Here is a 16,886-nt window from a genome sequence, read left to right as displayed (position 1 = left end):
GGATTTTGCAAAGGTTTCAGCCTGAGATTTTGGCCAGACCTTATCTGTCGTGCCTTTCCGCTTAGGGTATTGGTGCTTTCTCCAGTTTTGCAAAGTCTAGGCCAGTTTGGAGCCGGCAGTTTTGTCTGTGCTTGTCAGACTGCCGTGTGGCGTTGTCCGAAAATCGCGCTGCCGATACGCACGTGGGTGGCGCCGCAGGCCACGGCGCAGTCCAAATCGGCGGACATGCCCATCGACAACACGTCCAACGCCAAACCGCGTTGCTGCAACATGGACAGCAGCTCGCCCATGCGGGAGAACTGTTGTGTTAACTCTTCCGGCCCGCTGCCGGTGCGTGCTACGCACATCAGGCCGCGCAATTGCAGGCGCGGCAGTGAGGCTACCTGAAAGGCCAGTGCGGCCAGTCTATCCTCATCCGGGGCAATGCCGTGTTTGCCGGCTTCCCCGCCGATGTTCACTTCAATCAATACCTGCAAAGGCGGCAGATGCGCCGGCCGCTGTTCGCTCAGGCGGCGGGCGATTTTTTCGCGGTCCACCGTGTGGACCCAAGCCGCATATTCGGCCGCAATCCGGCTTTTGTTCGACTGGATGTGGCCGATGATGTGCCATTGCAGATCGTGCAGGTCGGCCAATTCCTTTACCTTGCCTTCAAATTCTTGCAGATAGTTTTCGCCGAAGTGGCGTTGGCCGGCCGCATAAAGGACACGGATATCGGTAGCGGGAAATGTTTTGCTCACCGCCACCAACTCGGGCAATGGGCGTTGCTTGGCGGCAGCGGTTTCGGCCAACTGGCGGCGCACCGCCGTAAGGCGTTCGCAGAGCGTGTTCATGGCTTTGTCTTTCGCGTGAATCGGCTGTAAACGACACCTTACTGAAAAATTTTCCGGAAAACAAACTTTTTCCTTTATCAAACCGAGTCGATGTATTTACAATAAACGAGCATACGAAATACTACATATTTTTACCATAATGATTTTCATCAAAAAGGGAGCTTGAGCAAGATGCAGATTACCGACCTGCTGGCTTTCAGCGTAAAAAACAAAGCCTCAGACTTACACCTTTCCGCCGGCCTGCCGCCCATGATCCGCGTGCATGGCGACGTGCGCCGCATTAACCTGCCGGAAATGAATGCCGAAGAGGTGGGCAATATGATTGCTTCCATCATGAATGACCACCAGCGCAAAAATTACCAGCAAAATCTGGAAACCGACTTCTCCTTCGAGCTGCCCAATGTTTCGCGTTTCCGTGTCAATGCCTTCAACACCGAGCGCGGTCCGGCAGCCGTTTTCCGTACCATTCCCAGCCGCGTGCTCACGCTGGAAGAGCTGAACGCGCCTTCCGTGTTCAAAAAGATTTCCGATACCCCGCGCGGTTTGGTGCTGGTAACCGGCCCCACCGGTTCGGGCAAATCCACCACGCTGGCGGCGATGATCGACTACGTCAACAGCAATCAGGCCAGCCACATCCTGACCATCGAAGATCCGATCGAGTTTGTGCACGTCAGCAAAAAATCGTTGGTCAACCAGCGCGAACTGCACCAACACACCCACAGCTTCGCCAATGCCTTGCGCTCCGCCCTGCGTGAAGACCCGGACATCATTCTGGTGGGTGAGATGCGCGACCCGGAAACCATCGGCCTGGCGCTGACCGCTGCCGAAACGGGCCACTTGGTATTCGGCACCCTGCACACCACCGGTGCGGCCAAAACCGTTGACCGTATCATCGACGTTTTCCCGGCCGGAGAGAAAGAAATGGTACGCTCCATGTTGTCGGAATCCCTGCGGGCGGTGATTTCGCAAACCCTGCTCAAAACCCGTGACGGCAAAGGCCGGGTGGCGGCCCATGAAATTCTGATTTCCACCCCGGCGGTGCGCAATCTGATTCGCGAAAACAAAATCGCCCAGATCGGCTCCACATTGCAAACCGGCCAGTCGCACGGCATGCAGACCTTGGATCAAGCTTTGCAAAGCTTGGTCAAACGCGGCACCATCAGCTTGGAAACCGCCCGCAGCAAGGCGCAAAACCCCGACCAGCTCTCTTAATCCGCCAATTCAACAAGGGAAAATATCATGTCGAACGAACAACAAAACGAACGGGATGTGGCCAGCTTGCTGTCGGATATGGTCAGCCGTTATCAGGGAGAGGCGCCGCCCGAGCCGCAGCCGGTTGCTTCCAGCGAAGTGTCTTTCGATTTCCATGACGATGACGGCATCACTTTCGAAGTTGTGGAAACCCCTGCATGGGAGGCTTCTTTGGCGGAGAGGCAAGCCGTTCCCGACATCCCGCCGCTGCCTGAAGCCGCTGCTGCGCTGACGGTGCCGGACTTGCCGGTAATCGAAACGCAGACGCCTGCCGAGCCTGTTCCGGTTGCGCCCGCCGCCGTTCAACACACCATGACGTCCGAGGCGGTGACCGTGGTGCTGGATGAACATTCCGAACCGCCGCCTGTCAAAGCCGCCGAAACTGTTGTATCTGCCGCGGTGCCGGCAGCCGCAGCGGTGGCGGCTGCGGCCGGTGGGCAGCAAAAAGTTGCGGTGGCGCCGGCCAAGCCGCAGGCTGCCGCACCCAAAGCTGCACTTAAGGTGGAAGGTTTGCTGCGCGAACGCGCCCAATTGCACCCGCTGTTGGAAAAAATGGCCGAAGAATCTTTAAAACGCAATGCTTCGGATATTTTCATCAGCAGCAACTTCCCGCCGTCCTTCAAAATCGACGGCACCCTGATTCCGGTACCGCTCAAGCCGCTGACGGAAGACGAAGCCGCCCAGATTGTGTATTCCACTTTTAACGATGAGCAAAAAGAAGCGTTTCCGAAAGAGCTGGAATTGAACTATTCCCTGCAGTCGAAAAGCGGCATCCGCTTCCGTGTCAACGCTTATCATGAGCAGGGCCGCATCGGTTTGGTGATGCGTCGCATCACCACCGATATTTTGACCATCGACGATCTGCAGCTGCCGCAATCTCTGAAAACGCTGGCCATGCGCAAACGCGGCCTGATTATTTTGGCTGGTGCCACCGGTTCGGGTAAATCCACTTCCCAGGCGGCGATGCTGGACTGGCGCAACAAGCATTCCGCCGGCCACATCGTGACCATCGAAGACCCGATCGAGTACATCCACAGCCCGATTAAAAGCATCATCACCCAGCGCGAAGTCGGCCTCGATACCCACAGCTGGGGCGCGGCGGTGCAGAGCGCGATGCGTCAGGCGCCCGACGTGGTGGTGGTGGGCGAGGTGCGCAACGAGATGTCGATGGAGTATGCCCTGCAGCTGGCGCAAACCGGCCACCTGTGCTTCTTCACCATCCACGCCACCAATGCCAGCCAAACCGTTGAGCGGATCATGAACCTCTATCCCGAAGAGCGTCATCCGCAGATTCTGATGGACTTGGCATTGAATTTGGTGGGCATCATCGGCCAGCGTTTGGTGTTGAAAAAGGGCGGCAAAGGCCGTACCGCAATCGTGGACTTGCTGATCAACACCCCCGCCATGCAGGACCACATTTTCAAAAACCAGCTCATGGAAGCCCGCGACCTGATGGAGCGTGCGGAAGACGACGGCATGCAAACCTTCGACCAAGATTTGTTCCGCCTGTATATCAACGGCGAAATCGATTACGACGAAGCGCTGCGTCAGGCCGAATCCGCCAACGACCTGCGCCTGCGCATCAAGCTTTACGAAGAAGGTCGCGCCAGCGAGCACATCTTCGAGCGGGTGGGCGATTTGAACCTGATGTAGGCCGTATAGTGTCCGGCATCTGTGCATGTTGTCTCAACAAATCGCTGCACAAGCTTGTTTGACTGCACGCCCTAAAGCCGCCGCACAACAGGCTACCTGAAACCGCTTTCGGGTTTTCAGGTAGCCTGTTTCGATTGGTATGCTGGCGGCGGCCGTGGTTCGGTTCGTCTGCGCACGAATCACACATCAAGCAGGCAGCCGCATCTGCCATCCGCCTCGGGCGGTTATTTTTACCACCACACCCACCTCACACACATGGACAAGGAATACCGCAAAGGCCTGATTTACGCCTGCGTCTGCTATCTGATTTGGGGCCTGTTTCCCATCTATTGGATTCCCCTGCTGCAACAACCCATCGGTGCCGACCAGCTGCTGGCGCAGCGGATTGTGTGGGCCACGGTGTTGGCGGTGCTGGCCGTACTGCTTTGGCGCAAAGGGCGCGAATTGCGCACCGCCTGCGCCCGGCCGCAAACCTTGGCCGCATTTGCCGCCTGCGCCCTTATTCTCGGCTTCAACTGGCTGCTGTATCTGTATGCGATTACCCGCCATCAGGTGTTGCAGGCCAGCTTGGGCTATTTTATTTCCCCGCTGATCAGCGTGCTGCTCGGCCGCCTGTTTCTGGGCGAAACCCTCAAGTGCAGCCAGCAGCTGGCCATTGTCTGCGCCGCCGTCGGCGTGGTGTGGCTGGCCACATTGGGCGGTCAAATGCCTTGGCTGGCTTTGGGTTTGGCGGTCAGTTTCGGCTGCTACGGCCTGATCCGCAAACTCTCGCCTTTGCCGGCGCTGACGGGGTTTGCGCTGGAAAGCCTGATGCTGTTCCCGTTTGCCCTGCTGTATCTGCTGTGGCAGCACCAACAGGGCGGTTTGGTGTTCGCCCAACTGCCTGCGCTGCCGTTGGCGCTGGTGGTGGGCAGTGGTGCCGTGACCATGGGGCCGCTGTTGCTGTTTGCCGCCGGCGCGCGCCGCATCCGCTTGTCCACGCTGGGCATGGTGCAGTATATTGCGCCCACTCTGCAGTTTATCGTGGGGCTGACGCTGTTTGACGAAGTCTTCGATCTGCACCGCTTTGCCGGCTATGTGTGGGTATGGGTGGGCGTGGGCCTGTTTATCTGGGGCAGCCGTCCGCAACGCGCCGTCCGCAGCGGGGCGGCGGCATAAACACGGCGGCTGCTTTTCAGGTAGCCTGCTGGGCATACACAATAGGCTACCTGAAAGGATTCGGGCAGCCTGTTCAATATTGGAAACGGATAATTCATGAAAGTCATGATTCTGGCGGCCGGCCGCGGCGAACGGATGCGCCCGCTCACCGACACCTTGCCCAAACCCATGCTGCCTTGCGGCCGCGAGCCACTGATCGGCTGGCATCTGCGCCGTTTGGCGGAGGCGGGTTTGCGCGATATTGTGATCAACCATGCCTGGCTCGGCCACGAAATCGAGGCCGGCTTGGGTGACGGCAGCCGCTACGGCGTGCGCATTGCCTATTCGCCGGAAGGCGAGCAGGGCCTGGAAACCGCCGGCGGCATCGCCACCGCTTTGCCTTTGTTGGGCGACGCCCCGTTTCTGGTGATCAACGGCGATGTGCTGACCGATTTGGATTTCCACGCCGTGCGCGCCAAAGCCGGTTTGCCGGCCGGCTGCCTGGCCCATTTGTGGCTGGTGCCCAATCCTGCCCACAATCCGCAGGGCGATTTTTTTCTGCACGCCAACGGCCGTGTCGGCAGCGAGGCCGATGCGGACGCCGAAGCGCTGACCTTCAGCGGCGCCGGCATCTACCACCCGGCCTTGTTTGCGCAAACGCCGCCCAAGCAGGCGGCCAAACTGGCGCCTCTGCTGCGGCAGGCCATGCGCCAGGGACAGGTGCGCGGCGAGCGGCACAACGGTTTGTGGCTGGATGTCGGCACCCCCGAGCGTTTGCAGCAGGCGGCAGCCATCACAGCGGCGTGGTAGCCTTTTGCCGCCCGGCAGGCTACCTGAACACCCTCAAGGAGGAATTTTGATGAGCATTTATTTTCTGGGCGCCGGCAATATGGCCGCCGCCATCATCGCCGGTTTGTGCCGCCGCGGCGGTTTCGACATTCGCGCGGTGGACCATAACAGCGCCAAACTGGCCGATTTGGCCGCCCGCTACGGTATCCGCACCGATACGGCCTTGCCGGCCTTGGGCAGCGAAGACGTGTTGGTGCTGGCGGTGAAGCCGCAAGACATGCGGTCGGCGGTGGCCGGGCTGGCGGTGGGCGGCGCTTTGGTGTTGTCGGTGGCGGCCGGTTTGAGTTGCGACACCTTGAGCGCTTGGCTGGGCGGCACCCGCCGTTTGGTGCGGGTGATGCCGAATACGCCGGCACAAGTGGGGCAGGGCGTGTCCGGCCTGTTTGCCGATGAAGATGCGTCGGCGGAAGACCGTGCTTTGGCCGAAAGCATCATGGCGGCCAGCGGACAGACGGTTTGGCTGCCCGACGAAGACGGCCTGCACCGCATCACCGGCATCAGCGGCAGCGGCCCGGCTTATGTGTTCTATTTGATGAATGCTTTGGCCCAAGCCGCTCAGGGGCAAGGGTTTTCGGCTGCAGAGGCGCGCAGCCTGAGTTTGGCGACGTTTAAAGGCGCGGTGGCCTTGGCGGAGGAGAGCGGCGAGGAGTTTGCTGTGTTGCAGCAGAAGGTAACCTCCAAAGGCGGCACCACTTATGAAGCCTTGAGCACCTTCGAGCGGCTTCAGGTAGCCTCGGCCATTCAGGCCGGCGTGGAAGCCTGTGTGGCGCGTTCCGAAGAATTGGGCCGGCAATTGGCTGTTAAGGAGCCGCTGTGAGAACATTGTTGAGCGTGGTGTTGCTGTGGGTGGCCGATGCGTTGGCCATGCTGTTGTTGGCCCGCTGTTTGCTGCAATATGGCCGGCTGCATTTTTTGCATCCTTTGGCGCAGTTTTGCAGCCGCAGCACCGACTGGCTGGTGCGGCCGCTGCGCAAAATCCTGCCGCCGCTGGGCCGTTGGGACACGGCCTGCCTGTTCGGCGCTTGGCTGGTCTATCTGGCCGCCTATGGCTTGATAGCCGTGTCGGCACTGCCTGAGGTGCCGCTCAGTCCGCGGTTGCTGGCGGCCCATCTGTTGTTCAGCGTGTTGGCGTGGAGCAAAGCGGCGGCTTATGTGCTGTTGGGCGGTTTGGTGTGGCGCATGGTGTTGTCGCTGGCCAATCCGTATTCGCCCCTGATGGCGGTGTTGCAGCAGATTTATTTGCCGCTGTGCCGTCCGTTTGCCTTTTTGCGCATCGGCCGTTGGGATTTTTCCGCCAGCGTGCTGGTGTTGGTGCTGTGGTGGTGGGTGGTGTGGTGGCTGCCGCAGATGATGACGCGGCTAAGCTTGTTGCTCTTGCAATAATCGCTCCGTCTGCTATATTCCCGCTTTCGCAAAATAAGCCAATCCCCTTTACGACAGGAGAGAAAACCAATGGCGAAACTGACCGAACAGGACATCCTCAACTGGAACGGCCCGGAAGACGACTACATGAACGCCGATCACCTCGCATTTTTCCGTGATCTGCTGGTGCAGCTGCAAGAGGAGTTGATTCAGAAAGCAGCCGATACCACCGGCCATCTGCAAGACCATGAGGCGGCGCCCGATCCTGCCGACCGCGCCACGCAGGAAGAAGAGTATGCGCTGGAGCTGCGCACCCGCGACCGTGAACGCAAGCTGTTGAACAAAATTCAAGCTTCCCTGCGCCAGATTGATGAGGGCGATTACGGTTTCTGCCAAGACACCGGCGAGCCCATCGGCCTCAAGCGGCTGCTGGCCCGGCCGACCGCCACCTTGTCGGTGGAGGCGCAAGAGCGGCGCGAGCAGATGAAAAAACAGTTTGCCGATTGATGGGTTTTCGTTCCGGCCTGTTTGCAAACCGCAGACAGGCCGGAATGCTTTGTATGCTGTGGCGTGATGGCGGTTTCAGGTAGCCCGAGACCTTTGCCCAATTCCCGTCTGCGTCGTATTTCTGTGTCGGGCGCTGCTATGCTTTGAACCGCATCCGCATCTGAAGATTTGGCCAAGGTCTCAACCATGTTGGTTGATTCGGTAGGCGAACGGGGTTTTATTGTTATACAAATCAACGCACAAAAAATAAATGGCTTGTCGGGGTTTGACAGGTTTTTAAAAACCCGTATAATTCGCGGCTTCAAACAGAGCGGCGAATTAGCTCAGTCGGTTAGAGCAGAGGAATCATAATCCTTGTGTCCGGGGTTCGAGTCCCTGATTCGCCACCAAAATTTAGGGGGTATAGCTCAGTTGGTAGAGCGCTTGCATGGCATGCAAGAGGTCAGCGGTTCGATCCCGCTTACCTCCACCAGAATAAAGAAAAAACCGGCTGCTTCAACAGCCGGTTTTTTTTATTCCCATTGTTTGGGGCGGAGAGGGCCTGCGTTCTGCCGCTTCATCAGAAATTCATGGATGTAACGAAGGGAGTGTCATGTCTCAACAACTGATTTTGGTTTTAAACTGCGGCAGCTCTTCAGTGAAGGGCGCCGTGTTGGACAACCATAATGGCGAGGTGTTGCTCAGCTGTTTGGCCGAGAAAATCAACCTGCCGGATGCGGTCATCACATTCAAGGCAGACGGCGGCAAGCGCAGCGTCAGCCTGGCTGGCGATCCCACGCACACCGGGGCTGTGGCAGCCCTGATGGCCGAATTAAAAGATCGCGGTTTGGACGGCCGCATCGGCGCGGTGGGGCACCGGGTGGTGCACGGCGGCGAGCGCTTTAAAGCTTCTTGTTTGATTGACGATGAAGTGATTGCCGGCATTGAGGCCTGCATTATGTTGGCGCCGCTGCACAACCCCGCCCACCTGCTGGGTATCCGCGCCGCGCAAAGCATTTTCAATCAAGTGCCGCATGTGGCGGTATTCGATACCGCCTTCCATCAAAGCATGCCCGAGCATGCCTACACCTATGCCGTGCCGCGGGCGCTGTACCGCGATTACGGTTTGCGCCGTTATGGCGCGCACGGCACCAGCTACCGCTTTGTGGCAGCAGAGGCGGCCCGCCAACTGGGCCGCAGCGAGCAGGGTTTGCGCCTGGTGATCGCCCACCTGGGCAACGGCGCGTCGATTGCCGCCGTGCGCGACGGCTGCTCCTGCGATACCAGTATGGGTCTCACGCCTTTAGAAGGTTTGGTCATGGGCACGCGTAGCGGCGATATCGATCCTTCTGTGTTTCTGTTCTTAAACGAAAATGCGGGCATGGACATGGCGGCGGTTACCGATTTGCTGAACAAAAAAAGCGGCCTGCTCGGTATTTCCGAATTGTCCAACGACTGCCGCACGCTGGAAGAAGAGGCGGCGAAAGGGCATGAAGGCGCCAAACTGGCTTTGGAAATTTTCGCCTACCGCTTGGCCAAATATGTGGCCGGCATGAGCGTGGCGGCAGGCGGTTTGGACGCTTTGGTGTTTACCGGCGGGATTGGCGAAAACTCCGACCAAATCCGTGCGAAAGTGATCGGCTATTTGGGCTTTATGGGCTTGACGGTGGATGAAAAGGCGAATTTGGCGGCCCGCTTCGGCCAGAGCGGCATCATCAGCCAAAGCGGCTCCGCGCCGCTGGCGATGGTGGTGCCGACCAATGAAGAATTGATGATTGCGCAGGATACCGCGCAGCTGGCCGGCATTGCGGTTTGAGTGAACAGCATTAACAATTAGAAGATGAAACAGGCTGAGACCTTTGCAAAACCCCCATCTGCGGCGCATTTCTGCGTTGTGCGCTGCTCGCTCGCTTGTCTATCTATATGATATGTCTGCACTCACTGCGCTGCTACGCCTTGAACTGCATCCACATCTGGGGGTTTTGCAAAGGTCTCAGGCTACCTGAACAGTTTTCAGGTAGCCTGTTTGCATGAGAGCGGGCGGCAGAAGAAAGTTTATACCGTTTGCGAATAACGGGCGGCGGTGGTGCGGTGGCGCAGGTGGTGGTCGAACACCATGGCGATGTTGCGGATGAGGAAGCGGCCTTTGGCGCTCACGCGCAGGCCTTCGGCATCCAGCTCCAGCAGGCCTTTGGCCGCCATCCCGGTCAATTCGGGCATTTCGGCGGCGAAGTAGTCGGCAAACGGCCGGCCGCATTCGGCGGTGTAGTCGGCAAACTCGAGACCGAAACGGCACATCAGGTCTTGGATCAGGCGGCGGCGCAGCAGGTCGTCATCGGTTAAAACATAGCCGCGCATGATTGGCAGGCGGCCGGCATCGAGGGCGGCATAGTAGGCTTCCAGTTCGCGTTCGTTTTGGCTGTAAGTACGGCCGATTTTGCCGATGGCCGACACGCCGACGGCCACCAGGTCGCAATCGGCATGGGTGGAATAACCTTGGAAGTTGCGTTGCAGGCGGCCTTCGCGCAAGGCCACGGCCAACTCGTCGCCGGGTTTGGCAAAATGATCCATGCCGATGAAGACGTAGCCGGCCTGATCGAGCCGCTGTACGATTTGCTGCAACATGTCGAGCTTGGTGTTGCTGTCGGGCACGGCGTCGGTGTCGATGCGGCGCTGGGGTTTGAAGAGATGGGGCAGGTGGGCGTAGTGATAGACCGCCAGGCGGTCCGGATCAAGCGCCAGCACTTTATCCAGGGTCTGCTGCATGGAGGCGGGGCTTTGGTGCGGTAGGCCGTAAATCAGGTCAACGCTGACCGAGCGGAATCCGGCTTCGCGGGCGGCTTCGATGACGGTGCGGGTTTCTGCTTCGCTTTGGATGCGGTTGACGGCCTGCTGCACCTGCGGGTCGAAATCCTGAATGCCTACGCTCATGCGGTTGAAGCCGAGCCGGCCGAGAAACAGAACGGTTTCGCGGCTCACTTTGCGCGGGTCGATTTCAATCGAGTATTCGCCTTCGGGCAGCAGGGTGAAGTGTTGGCGGATGAGGTCGAACACGAAGGCAAGCTGGTTTTCGTTGAGGAAGGTGGGGGTGCCGCCGCCGAAGTGCAGCTGGGCCAGCGGCGGTTTGCCGGTCCAGTTTTGCGCCTGAAGGGCAAATTCTTGTTTCAGGTAGCCTAAATAGCGGTCGGCGCGGGCGGTGTCTTTGGTGATGACTTTGTTGCAGCCGCAGTAGTAGCAGATGGTGTTGCAAAACGGGATGTGAAGATAAAGTGAGAGCGGGTCGTCGCTGCGTTGGCGGAGGGCTTGGCGGTAATCCTGTTCGCCAAACTCGGTGTGAAAGCGATCTGCGGTGGGGTAGGAAGTGTAACGGGGACCGCTGGCGGGCAGGGAGGCGATCAGTTCGCGGTCGAAAACGAGGGTTTGGCTGGTGTTGCTGTGTTTCATGATGTTAAGCGGCGTCGGATTGCGTTGCCTCCTAAGGAGCAGGAGGGGAGGGATAAACGGAATCAATGGTAGGATTTGTGTTTAAAAATGGTTAGAATAGACAAAATTTCCAACCGGGTGCACATTGCACAAAAAGTTCTTACTATAAACGGCCTGCCGGCAGGGGCATTGATATCGGTCAAGCCTTCTGCATCCGGTGGGATAGATTTACATAAGGCCGCACACACACGATGACTTATACCAAAAATGTTTGCTCCAAATGTTCGCTCAAGGAGCTCTGCCTGCCGGTGGGGCTGATGGCGGAGGAAATGCGCCAGTTGGATTCGGTGTTGCGCCAAAGCCGCCGTTTGAAGAAAGGCGAATATCTGTTCCGCAGCGGCGATGAGTTCCATTCGCTGTATGCCGTGCGCACCGGTTTTATGAAAACCACCATCGCCAGTTTTGACGGGCGCGATCAGGTTACCGGTTTTTTCATGTCCGGTGAGTTGGTGGGTTTGGACGGTATTTATCATAAGCAACATACTTGCGATGCGATGGCCTTGGAAGACAGTGAAGTGTGCGAGCTGCCGTTCGAGCGCATGGAGGAGCTGGGCGTGGCAGTGCCCTCGCTGCAATCGCATTTTTACCGCTTGATCAGCCGTGAAATCCTGCGCGACCAAGGCGTGATGATGCTGTTGGGCAATATGCGTGCAGAAGAGCGGCTGGCGGCGTTTCTGCTGAATTTATCGCAGCGGTTGCAGCAGCGCGGTTTTGCCGCCAACGATTTTATTTTGCGTATGTCGCGCGAGGAAATCGGCAGTTATTTGGGGCTGAAGTTGGAAACGGTCAGCCGCACCCTATCGCGCTTTAATCAGGAAGGTTGGATTTCGGTGGAGCACAAGCACATTTGCCTGCTGCAGCCGGAGAGTTTGCGCAAACTGGTGGGCGGCTGTAAGCAACAAAAAGAAGCGGAAGAAGCAGAGTAAACCCGGTTGTGCCGCATGCATGGATTGGCGAAAGCATATGTTTCACAGAAAGGCTACCTGAAACGGATTTCAGGTAGCCTGAATTTATGGTAGGCGAGACAGCTGATGGCTGCTTGAAAATGTCTGCTTAGAGCAATTTCGATTTAATTCATTACATACCCAGCTGATTTGAAGTAATTGGCACACTCTTGAGCCGAGAACAAATCAACCAGCTGCCCCATGCGCTGCCACAGCGCACCCACCGTGCGCTCGCCCGCCCTGCGCAGCAGCGCCTTGAACTTGGCAAACAGCTTCTCGATGGGGTTCAAATCCGGCGAGTACGGCGGCAGATAGCGAATGCTGGCGCCCACGCCTTCGATGGCTTCTCGCACGCCCGCCACTTTGTGGCTGGAGAGGTTGTCGGCAATGACGATGTCGCTAGGGCGAAGTGTCGGGCACAGAAAGGTTTTGACCCACGCCAGAAACACGGCGCCATTGATGGGGCCATCGGTCACCATGGGGGCCGTCAGTGCATCACAGCGCAAGGCGGCAATGAAGGTGCTGGTCTTCCAGTGCCCATGCGGGGCGCTGGCCACGCAGCGTTGACCGCGCGGGGCGCGCCCGCGCAGCGGCGTCATGCAGGTGCTGCTCCAGGTCTCGTCCAGAAATACCAGGCGCCTGGCATCGAGCCGGGCCTGCTGCTGTATCCAGCTCGCCCGTGCCTGCTGCACGTCTTCACGTTCCTGCTCGCTGGCGTGCAGCGTTTTTTTTGAAGCTCAGCCGCCATTTGTTGAGCTGGTGCCACAAGGCCGAGGGTTTGATGCTGATGCCATGCTCGCCCAAACGCTCGCACATTTGCACCAAGGTCAGATCGGGATCGGCCTTGATCCAGTCGCGGATCATGCCCTCTACTGGCGCCAGTCGGGAGATGCGCTTGCCGCCTTGCTGCCTGCTGCTGCGCTCGCCTTCTTTTTCGAAGCGATCACGCACCCGATATACCCACATGCGGCTGACTTCATAACGACGGGCAATGGCGCTGGGGCGCTCTCCGCGCTCCAGCGCTCCCAGTACTCGATCTCGCAGGTCTTGCGAATAGGCGCGCATCTCATGCTCCGGCTGCCAGAAAAAACCTATTATGTAACGTTTTTAGTCGAAGTTGCTCTAGAGCAGGAACGCCAATGGTTATCATCTGCAAGTTAATGTTTTTCGTCACTTTTTCGTCTTTTTGAAGTAAAGCTGTGTAAATATTCAGGCAGATGGTAATCATTGTTATATTTAATTGAAAACCAGTATCAGATTAAGCCTTTATATTTTATAAGGATTTTATTTTAACCTATATGGGAAAGGTGGTTGTTTTATAAAAGAATTATTCGCATTAAAAAGCGGAGATGAGAATTTTCTCAATAAGCCGCGTATAATGCGCAGCCATCAACAGCGGGCCGCCGTAAGGGCGTTGCTCTGCGACCTCACATCACTTAAGGAGCAAAACCATGCAAGGCAATAAAGCAGTTATCGATTATATGAACGAGATGTTGGCCGGCGAATTGGCCGCCCGCGACCAATACTTCATCCATTCCCGTATGTACGCCGAATGGGGCTACACCAAGCTGTTCGAGCGCATCGGCCACGAAATGGAAGACGAAACCCTGCACGCCGAAAACTTTATCCGCCGCATTCTGATGTTGGGCGGCACCCCCGTGTGCGTACCCAGCGCCATCCGCGTAGGTAAAGATGTGGCCGAGATGCTGCAGTTTGATTTGGAAACCGAATACGAAGTGCGCGACAACCTGAAAAAAGGCATCAAGCTGTGCGAAGAGCAGCAAGACTACGTGACCCGCGAGATGCTGGTGAACCAATTGAAAGACACCGAGGAAGACCACGCACATTGGTTGGAGCAGCAGTTGCGTCTGATCAAGCTGGTGGGCGAGCAAAACTACCTGCAAAGCCAGCTGTAAGCCAACTATTTGAAGGAGTATTGCCATGAAAGGCGACCGCGACGTTATCCGCCAGCTCAACCGCAACCTCGGCCTGCTGTTGGTGACCATCAACCAATATTTCCTGCATGCGCGCATTCTGAAAAACTGGGGTTTTGAGGAGCTGGGCGGCTATTTCTACAAACAGTCGATTACCGAGATGAAGGCGGCGGACGATCTGATCGAGCGCATTCTGCTCTTGGAAGGCCTGCCCAATCTGCAAGAGCTGGGCAAGCTGCTGATCGGTGAGAATGTGGAAGAAATCATCCGCTGCGATTTGCAAAAAGAGCAGGAAAAGCACACTGCGCTGGTGGAAGCCATCGCCGAGTGCGAAGCGAAGCAGGACTATGTTTCCCGCCAGCTATTGCAGGCGCAAAAGCATGAAAACGAAGAACGCATTGATTGGCTGGAAACCCAGCAGGAGCTGATTGCTTCCGTGGGCTTGGTCAATTATCTGCAAACCGGGGCGCAAGAGGACTAAAACCACAACCACTGCCAAAACCTCCGATTCCGGTATCAGGCTACCTGAAAGTATTTCGCTTTCAGGTAGCCTTTCTGCTGCTTGCCGAATGCACCGCGCCTGCTTACAATCGCCGCCTTTTGTTGATTCCCTTTGGTGAAGCGATGAGCGATTCGGAGCATTTGTCGGGCGCCCGCAAATGGCGGCTGGCGCTGCATTATTCCTATCCGATTGCCTTGGGCTATGTCCCCGCGGCAGTGGCCTTCGGCGTGCTGATGAGCGCCGCCGGTTTGCCGGCTTGGTTGTCGGCGGCTTCCAGCCTGATTGTGTATTCCGGTGCCGCGCAATATGCCTCGGTGGCCATGTTTGCCGGCGGGGCCGGTGTGTTGGCGATGACGCTCAATACTTTCATCATCAATCTGCGGCATGTGTTTTACGCCATGCCGCTGTTAGACGATCTGCCCGAGCGCAAATGGGTGCGTTGGTACAGTCTGTTTGCGCTGACCGATGAAAGTTTTTCGGTGCTGACCACCTTGCCGCCCCCTTTGCGCCGGCCGTTGATGGGGCGGATTGTGTTTTGCAACCAGATGTATTGGGTGCTCGGCACCCTGGCCGGCGTCGGCGTGGGTGGCGGCTTGGGCGAGTGGATCCCGAATTTGGGCTTTGCGTTGAACTGCCTGTTTGTGATTTTGGCTTACGAGCAATACCGCAACCGCCGCGAATGGTGGCCCTGCTTGTTGGCCGCCGTCGCTTTTTGGGCGGCAGGCGCCTTCACGCAGCAATATCTGCTGCTGTTGGCCGTGGCTTTGAGTGTGGTGTTTATCGTGTGCCGCTCGGCGGTGTGGACAGGGAGGGCCGGTGAATGACGGCACAAGCTTGGCAATGGTGGCTGACGGTGTTGCTGATGGGCGGCGTGACGTTTGCCTTGCGCGCCGCGCCTTTGATGCTGCCGAAAAGCTGGTTGAAAGCCAAATTGCTGCAAGACGTGAATGCCGCCCTGCCGTTGGTGGTGTTGGTGTTGCTGATTTTGAGCGGCCTGAGCCGGCCCGATGGCGGGCAGGGCGGGCTGCGCTTGGCGGCCGAACTGGCCGCTTTGCTGGCCGTGCTCGGCATACACGTCTGGCGGCGCAATATGCTGCTCAGTTTGGCCGCCGGCATCGGCGTGCTCAACGGCATTCTGTGGTGGGCCGGTCTGCTTTAGCCGCGGTCAGCAAAAAACGCCAGCAGCCCGTGGCAGGCCGATGGCGCTTGGTGTCAGGAGCACAAGAGGCTACCTGAACGCTGCCGGCGGTTTATTCTTCGCCCTCATCGTGTACGGCGGCGCGGGCTGCCTGCTGCCGGCCTAGTTGCCACAAGATGCCGCCCACAATAATCAGGCCGATTTTGATGCCCCAAGCCGGGCCTTCGCCCCACTGGTAAATCCAGACCAATAATTTGGGCACGAAATTGAAGAAGTTCAAAATGATGGCGAACACGCCCAAATACACCAAAGCACGGCCAAAACTCTGCATCGTCCAACTCCTTATCTGTGGGTAAAGAAAACTGCCCCGCCGCCTGTTTCAGGCAGCTTGAGCGGCTGGAAGGCCGCGCATCCGCAGCAGAAGATGCGCGACATTCTACACGGCGTACCGCAGTGCCGAAACCCTGCCTGCCGATTGTTTCCTGCAGCGGCGGCGGGTACAATCGCCTGCCCGCGCGGTTGCGGGCGTTTTGCGATAAGGGATGTATGATGAAAGTGGCGATTGTCGATTACGGTATGGGCAACCTGCATTCTGTGTATAAATCGGTGGAAGCGGCCCGCCACTTGGCCGGCGTCGATGCCGAAATCGGGCTTACCGACTGCCCCGATGCGGTGGCGGCAGCCGATAAAATCGTGTTTCCCGGCCAAGGCGCCATGCCCGACTGCATGGCCGCGCTGCAAAACAGCGGCCTGGGCGAGGCTTTACAGGATGCGCTCAAGCACAAGCCTTTTTTCGGCATTTGCGTGGGCGCACAGCTGCTGTTCGAGCACAGCGAAGAAGGCGATACCGCCGGCTTAGGCTGGTTTGCCGGCGAGGTAAAACGCTTTGCGCCGGACTTGCACGATGCAGCCGGTGAGCGTCTGAAAGTGCCGCACATGGGTTGGAACAGCGTACGCCAAACTCGTCCGCATCCGCTGTTTCGCGGCCTGGCCGACGAGACCCGCTTTTATTTTGTGCACAGCTATTATTTTGCGCCTGCCGATCCAGCGCTGGTATTGGGCGAAAGCGATTATCCCAGCCCCTTTGCCTGTATTGTCGGCCGCGACAATGTGTTCGCCACCCAGTTTCACACCGAAAAAAGCCACGACGGCGGCCTTTTGCTGTTGCGCAATTTTCTGAATTGGGACGGCCAGGCCTAAAGGCCGGTCTGTGCCGCGCCTTCTGAATCCTTCAGAAGCAACAGCCGATGCGCTTTGAAATGTAAGAATTTGTCGGTTTCTAATAAATTCAGTAAAATAGCCGCCTTTCAGGTAGCC

General features: G+C 57.8%; 19 protein-coding genes and 2 tRNA genes. 17 read left to right on the top strand and 4 right to left on the bottom strand.

Translation table 11 applies throughout. The features are described 5' to 3' along the window. Positions 1–134: 134 nt before the first annotated feature. Positions 135–830 (bottom strand): YggS family pyridoxal phosphate-dependent enzyme, encoded by a 696-nt coding sequence (locus tag H3L94_RS08855; protein ID WP_182121714.1) that lies wholly within the window; start codon positions 828–830, stop codon positions 135–137. A 171-nt stretch (positions 831–1,001) separates the two neighbouring features. On the opposite strand from H3L94_RS08855, the gene H3L94_RS08850 reads away from it, so the two are divergent. The 11 genes from H3L94_RS08850 to H3L94_RS12600 all read left to right on the top strand — a co-directional run bounded on the left by H3L94_RS08850 (position 1,002) and on the right by H3L94_RS12600 (position 9,574). After that, positions 1,002–2,042 carry a type IV pilus twitching motility protein PilT gene (locus tag H3L94_RS08850; protein ID WP_156786995.1) on the top strand — a complete coding sequence of 347 codons (1,041 nt, stop codon included), beginning with the start codon at positions 1,002–1,004 and terminating at the stop codon, positions 2,040–2,042. Positions 2,043–2,393: 351 nt separating this feature from the next. Then, complete coding sequence (locus tag H3L94_RS08845; protein ID WP_425325941.1) at positions 2,394–3,734, top strand: PilT/PilU family type 4a pilus ATPase; 1,341 nt, start codon at positions 2,394–2,396, stop codon at positions 3,732–3,734. Positions 3,735–3,989: 255 nt separating this feature from the next. Then, entirely contained in the window at positions 3,990–4,892 is a 903-nt protein-coding gene (gene rarD, locus H3L94_RS08840) for an EamA family transporter RarD (RefSeq protein WP_182121712.1), read from the top strand. Between the two features lie 96 nt (positions 4,893–4,988). Beyond that, a complete protein-coding gene (gene murU, locus H3L94_RS08835) occupies positions 4,989–5,681 on the top strand; it encodes an N-acetylmuramate alpha-1-phosphate uridylyltransferase MurU (RefSeq protein WP_182121711.1) in 693 nt (230 codons plus the stop codon). Between the two features lie 49 nt (positions 5,682–5,730). After that, entirely contained in the window at positions 5,731–6,537 is an 807-nt protein-coding gene (gene proC / locus H3L94_RS08830; RefSeq protein ID WP_182121710.1) for a pyrroline-5-carboxylate reductase, read from the top strand. Next, entirely contained in the window at positions 6,534–7,103 is a 570-nt protein-coding gene (locus H3L94_RS08825) for a YggT family protein (protein ID WP_009118813.1), read from the top strand. The genes proC and H3L94_RS08825 overlap by 4 nt, the downstream gene beginning before the upstream one ends. A gap of 69 nt (positions 7,104–7,172) precedes the next feature. Then, a complete protein-coding gene (dksA, locus tag H3L94_RS08820; protein ID WP_182121709.1) occupies positions 7,173–7,589 on the top strand; it encodes an RNA polymerase-binding protein DksA in 417 nt (138 codons plus the stop codon). A 312-nt stretch (positions 7,590–7,901) separates the two neighbouring features. After that, a tRNA-Met gene (locus H3L94_RS08815) sits at positions 7,902–7,978 on the top strand. A gap of 7 nt (positions 7,979–7,985) precedes the next feature. Then, positions 7,986–8,061: transfer RNA gene (locus H3L94_RS08810), tRNA-Ala, on the top strand. A 120-nt stretch (positions 8,062–8,181) separates the two neighbouring features. Further along, entirely contained in the window at positions 8,182–9,384 is a 1,203-nt protein-coding gene (locus tag H3L94_RS08805; protein ID WP_182121708.1) for an acetate kinase, read from the top strand. A gap of 43 nt (positions 9,385–9,427) precedes the next feature. Next, positions 9,428–9,574 (top strand): lipoprotein signal peptidase, encoded by a 147-nt coding sequence (locus H3L94_RS12600; protein ID WP_342355408.1) that lies wholly within the window; start codon positions 9,428–9,430, stop codon positions 9,572–9,574. A gap of 49 nt (positions 9,575–9,623) precedes the next feature. Here H3L94_RS12600 and hemN read toward each other — a convergent pair whose 3' ends face one another. Beyond that, the gene (gene hemN, locus H3L94_RS08800; RefSeq protein ID WP_182121707.1) at positions 9,624–11,012 is read right to left on the bottom strand and encodes an oxygen-independent coproporphyrinogen III oxidase; all 1,389 of its coding nucleotides are present in this window, start codon (positions 11,010–11,012) and stop codon (positions 9,624–9,626) included. A 230-nt stretch (positions 11,013–11,242) separates the two neighbouring features. On the opposite strand from hemN, the gene fnr reads away from it, so the two are divergent. Then, positions 11,243–11,977, top strand: coding sequence for a fumarate/nitrate reduction transcriptional regulator Fnr (fnr, locus tag H3L94_RS08795; RefSeq protein ID WP_009118808.1), 735 nt, complete (start codon positions 11,243–11,245; stop codon positions 11,975–11,977). Between the two features lie 143 nt (positions 11,978–12,120). Here fnr and H3L94_RS13065 read toward each other — a convergent pair. Then, a protein-coding gene (locus H3L94_RS13065) for an IS630 family transposase (RefSeq protein ID WP_182121706.1) occupies positions 12,121–13,060 on the bottom strand; the annotation gives its coding sequence in 2 pieces (ribosomal slippage) (positions 12,121–12,726 and positions 12,728–13,060; 939 coding nt in all). A gap of 386 nt (positions 13,061–13,446) precedes the next feature. Between H3L94_RS13065 and bfr (H3L94_RS08785) the strand changes: the two genes are divergently transcribed. The 4 genes from bfr (H3L94_RS08785) to H3L94_RS08770 all read left to right on the top strand — a co-directional run bounded on the left by bfr (H3L94_RS08785) (position 13,447) and on the right by H3L94_RS08770 (position 15,590). Next, complete coding sequence (gene bfr / locus H3L94_RS08785) at positions 13,447–13,911, top strand: bacterioferritin (RefSeq protein ID WP_182121705.1); 465 nt, start codon at positions 13,447–13,449, stop codon at positions 13,909–13,911. 25 nt (positions 13,912–13,936) lie between these two features. Beyond that, on the top strand, positions 13,937–14,410 hold the full coding sequence (gene bfr / locus H3L94_RS08780; protein ID WP_182121704.1) for a bacterioferritin: 474 nt from the start codon (positions 13,937–13,939) through the stop codon (positions 14,408–14,410). Between the two features lie 143 nt (positions 14,411–14,553). Next, entirely contained in the window at positions 14,554–15,255 is a 702-nt protein-coding gene (locus H3L94_RS08775; protein WP_182121703.1) for an AzlC family ABC transporter permease, read from the top strand. Beyond that, positions 15,252–15,590: an AzlD domain-containing protein gene (locus H3L94_RS08770; RefSeq protein ID WP_182121702.1), complete on the top strand. Its 339-nt coding sequence runs from the start codon at positions 15,252–15,254 to the stop codon at positions 15,588–15,590. The genes H3L94_RS08775 and H3L94_RS08770 overlap by 4 nt, the downstream gene beginning before the upstream one ends. Before the next feature lie 91 nt (positions 15,591–15,681). Here the strand turns inward: H3L94_RS08770 and H3L94_RS08765 are convergent, their stop codons facing one another. Next, positions 15,682–15,900: a hypothetical protein gene (locus H3L94_RS08765; protein ID WP_040660326.1), complete on the bottom strand. Its 219-nt coding sequence runs from the start codon at positions 15,898–15,900 to the stop codon at positions 15,682–15,684. Positions 15,901–16,118: 218 nt separating this feature from the next. On the opposite strand from H3L94_RS08765, the gene hisH reads away from it, so the two are divergent. After that, the gene (hisH, locus tag H3L94_RS08760) at positions 16,119–16,769 is read left to right on the top strand and encodes an imidazole glycerol phosphate synthase subunit HisH (RefSeq protein ID WP_182123145.1); all 651 of its coding nucleotides are present in this window, start codon (positions 16,119–16,121) and stop codon (positions 16,767–16,769) included. The last annotated feature ends 117 nt before the right edge of the window (positions 16,770–16,886 follow it).

This window comes from Neisseria shayeganii, from assembly GCF_014054965.1.
GTDB lineage: Bacteria > Pseudomonadota > Gammaproteobacteria > Burkholderiales > Neisseriaceae > Eikenella > Eikenella shayeganii.
Note: the sequence above shows the minus strand (reverse complement) of the source record. Positions and strands in the feature narration are given on the sequence as shown.

What these genes read in the sequence shown, in the direction of transcription:
- dksA (WP_182121709.1), top strand. Translation starts at nt 7,173, where the DNA reads ATGGCGAAACTGACCGAACAGGACATCCTCAACTGGAACGGCCCGGAA.
- H3L94_RS08775 (WP_182121703.1), top strand. Translation starts at nt 14,554, where the DNA reads ATGAGCGATTCGGAGCATTTGTCGGGCGCCCGCAAATGGCGGCTGGCG.
- hemN (WP_182121707.1), bottom strand. Translation starts at nt 11,012, where the DNA reads ATGAAACACAGCAACACCAGCCAAACCCTCGTTTTCGACCGCGAACTG.
- bfr (WP_182121704.1), top strand. Translation starts at nt 13,937, where the DNA reads ATGAAAGGCGACCGCGACGTTATCCGCCAGCTCAACCGCAACCTCGGC.
- H3L94_RS08845 (WP_425325941.1), top strand. Translation starts at nt 2,394, where the DNA reads ATGACGTCCGAGGCGGTGACCGTGGTGCTGGATGAACATTCCGAACCG.
- H3L94_RS08805 (WP_182121708.1), top strand. Translation starts at nt 8,182, where the DNA reads ATGTCTCAACAACTGATTTTGGTTTTAAACTGCGGCAGCTCTTCAGTG.
- H3L94_RS08850 (WP_156786995.1), top strand. Translation starts at nt 1,002, where the DNA reads ATGCAGATTACCGACCTGCTGGCTTTCAGCGTAAAAAACAAAGCCTCA.
- murU (WP_182121711.1), top strand. Translation starts at nt 4,989, where the DNA reads ATGAAAGTCATGATTCTGGCGGCCGGCCGCGGCGAACGGATGCGCCCG.
- fnr (WP_009118808.1), top strand. Translation starts at nt 11,243, where the DNA reads ATGACTTATACCAAAAATGTTTGCTCCAAATGTTCGCTCAAGGAGCTC.
- bfr (WP_182121705.1), top strand. Translation starts at nt 13,447, where the DNA reads ATGCAAGGCAATAAAGCAGTTATCGATTATATGAACGAGATGTTGGCC.
- H3L94_RS08765 (WP_040660326.1), bottom strand. Translation starts at nt 15,900, where the DNA reads ATGCAGAGTTTTGGCCGTGCTTTGGTGTATTTGGGCGTGTTCGCCATC.
- hisH (WP_182123145.1), top strand. Translation starts at nt 16,119, where the DNA reads ATGAAAGTGGCGATTGTCGATTACGGTATGGGCAACCTGCATTCTGTG.
- rarD (WP_182121712.1), top strand. Translation starts at nt 3,990, where the DNA reads ATGGACAAGGAATACCGCAAAGGCCTGATTTACGCCTGCGTCTGCTAT.
- H3L94_RS08855 (WP_182121714.1), bottom strand. Translation starts at nt 830, where the DNA reads ATGAACACGCTCTGCGAACGCCTTACGGCGGTGCGCCGCCAGTTGGCC.
- H3L94_RS08770 (WP_182121702.1), top strand. Translation starts at nt 15,252, where the DNA reads ATGACGGCACAAGCTTGGCAATGGTGGCTGACGGTGTTGCTGATGGGC.
- proC (WP_182121710.1), top strand. Translation starts at nt 5,731, where the DNA reads ATGAGCATTTATTTTCTGGGCGCCGGCAATATGGCCGCCGCCATCATC.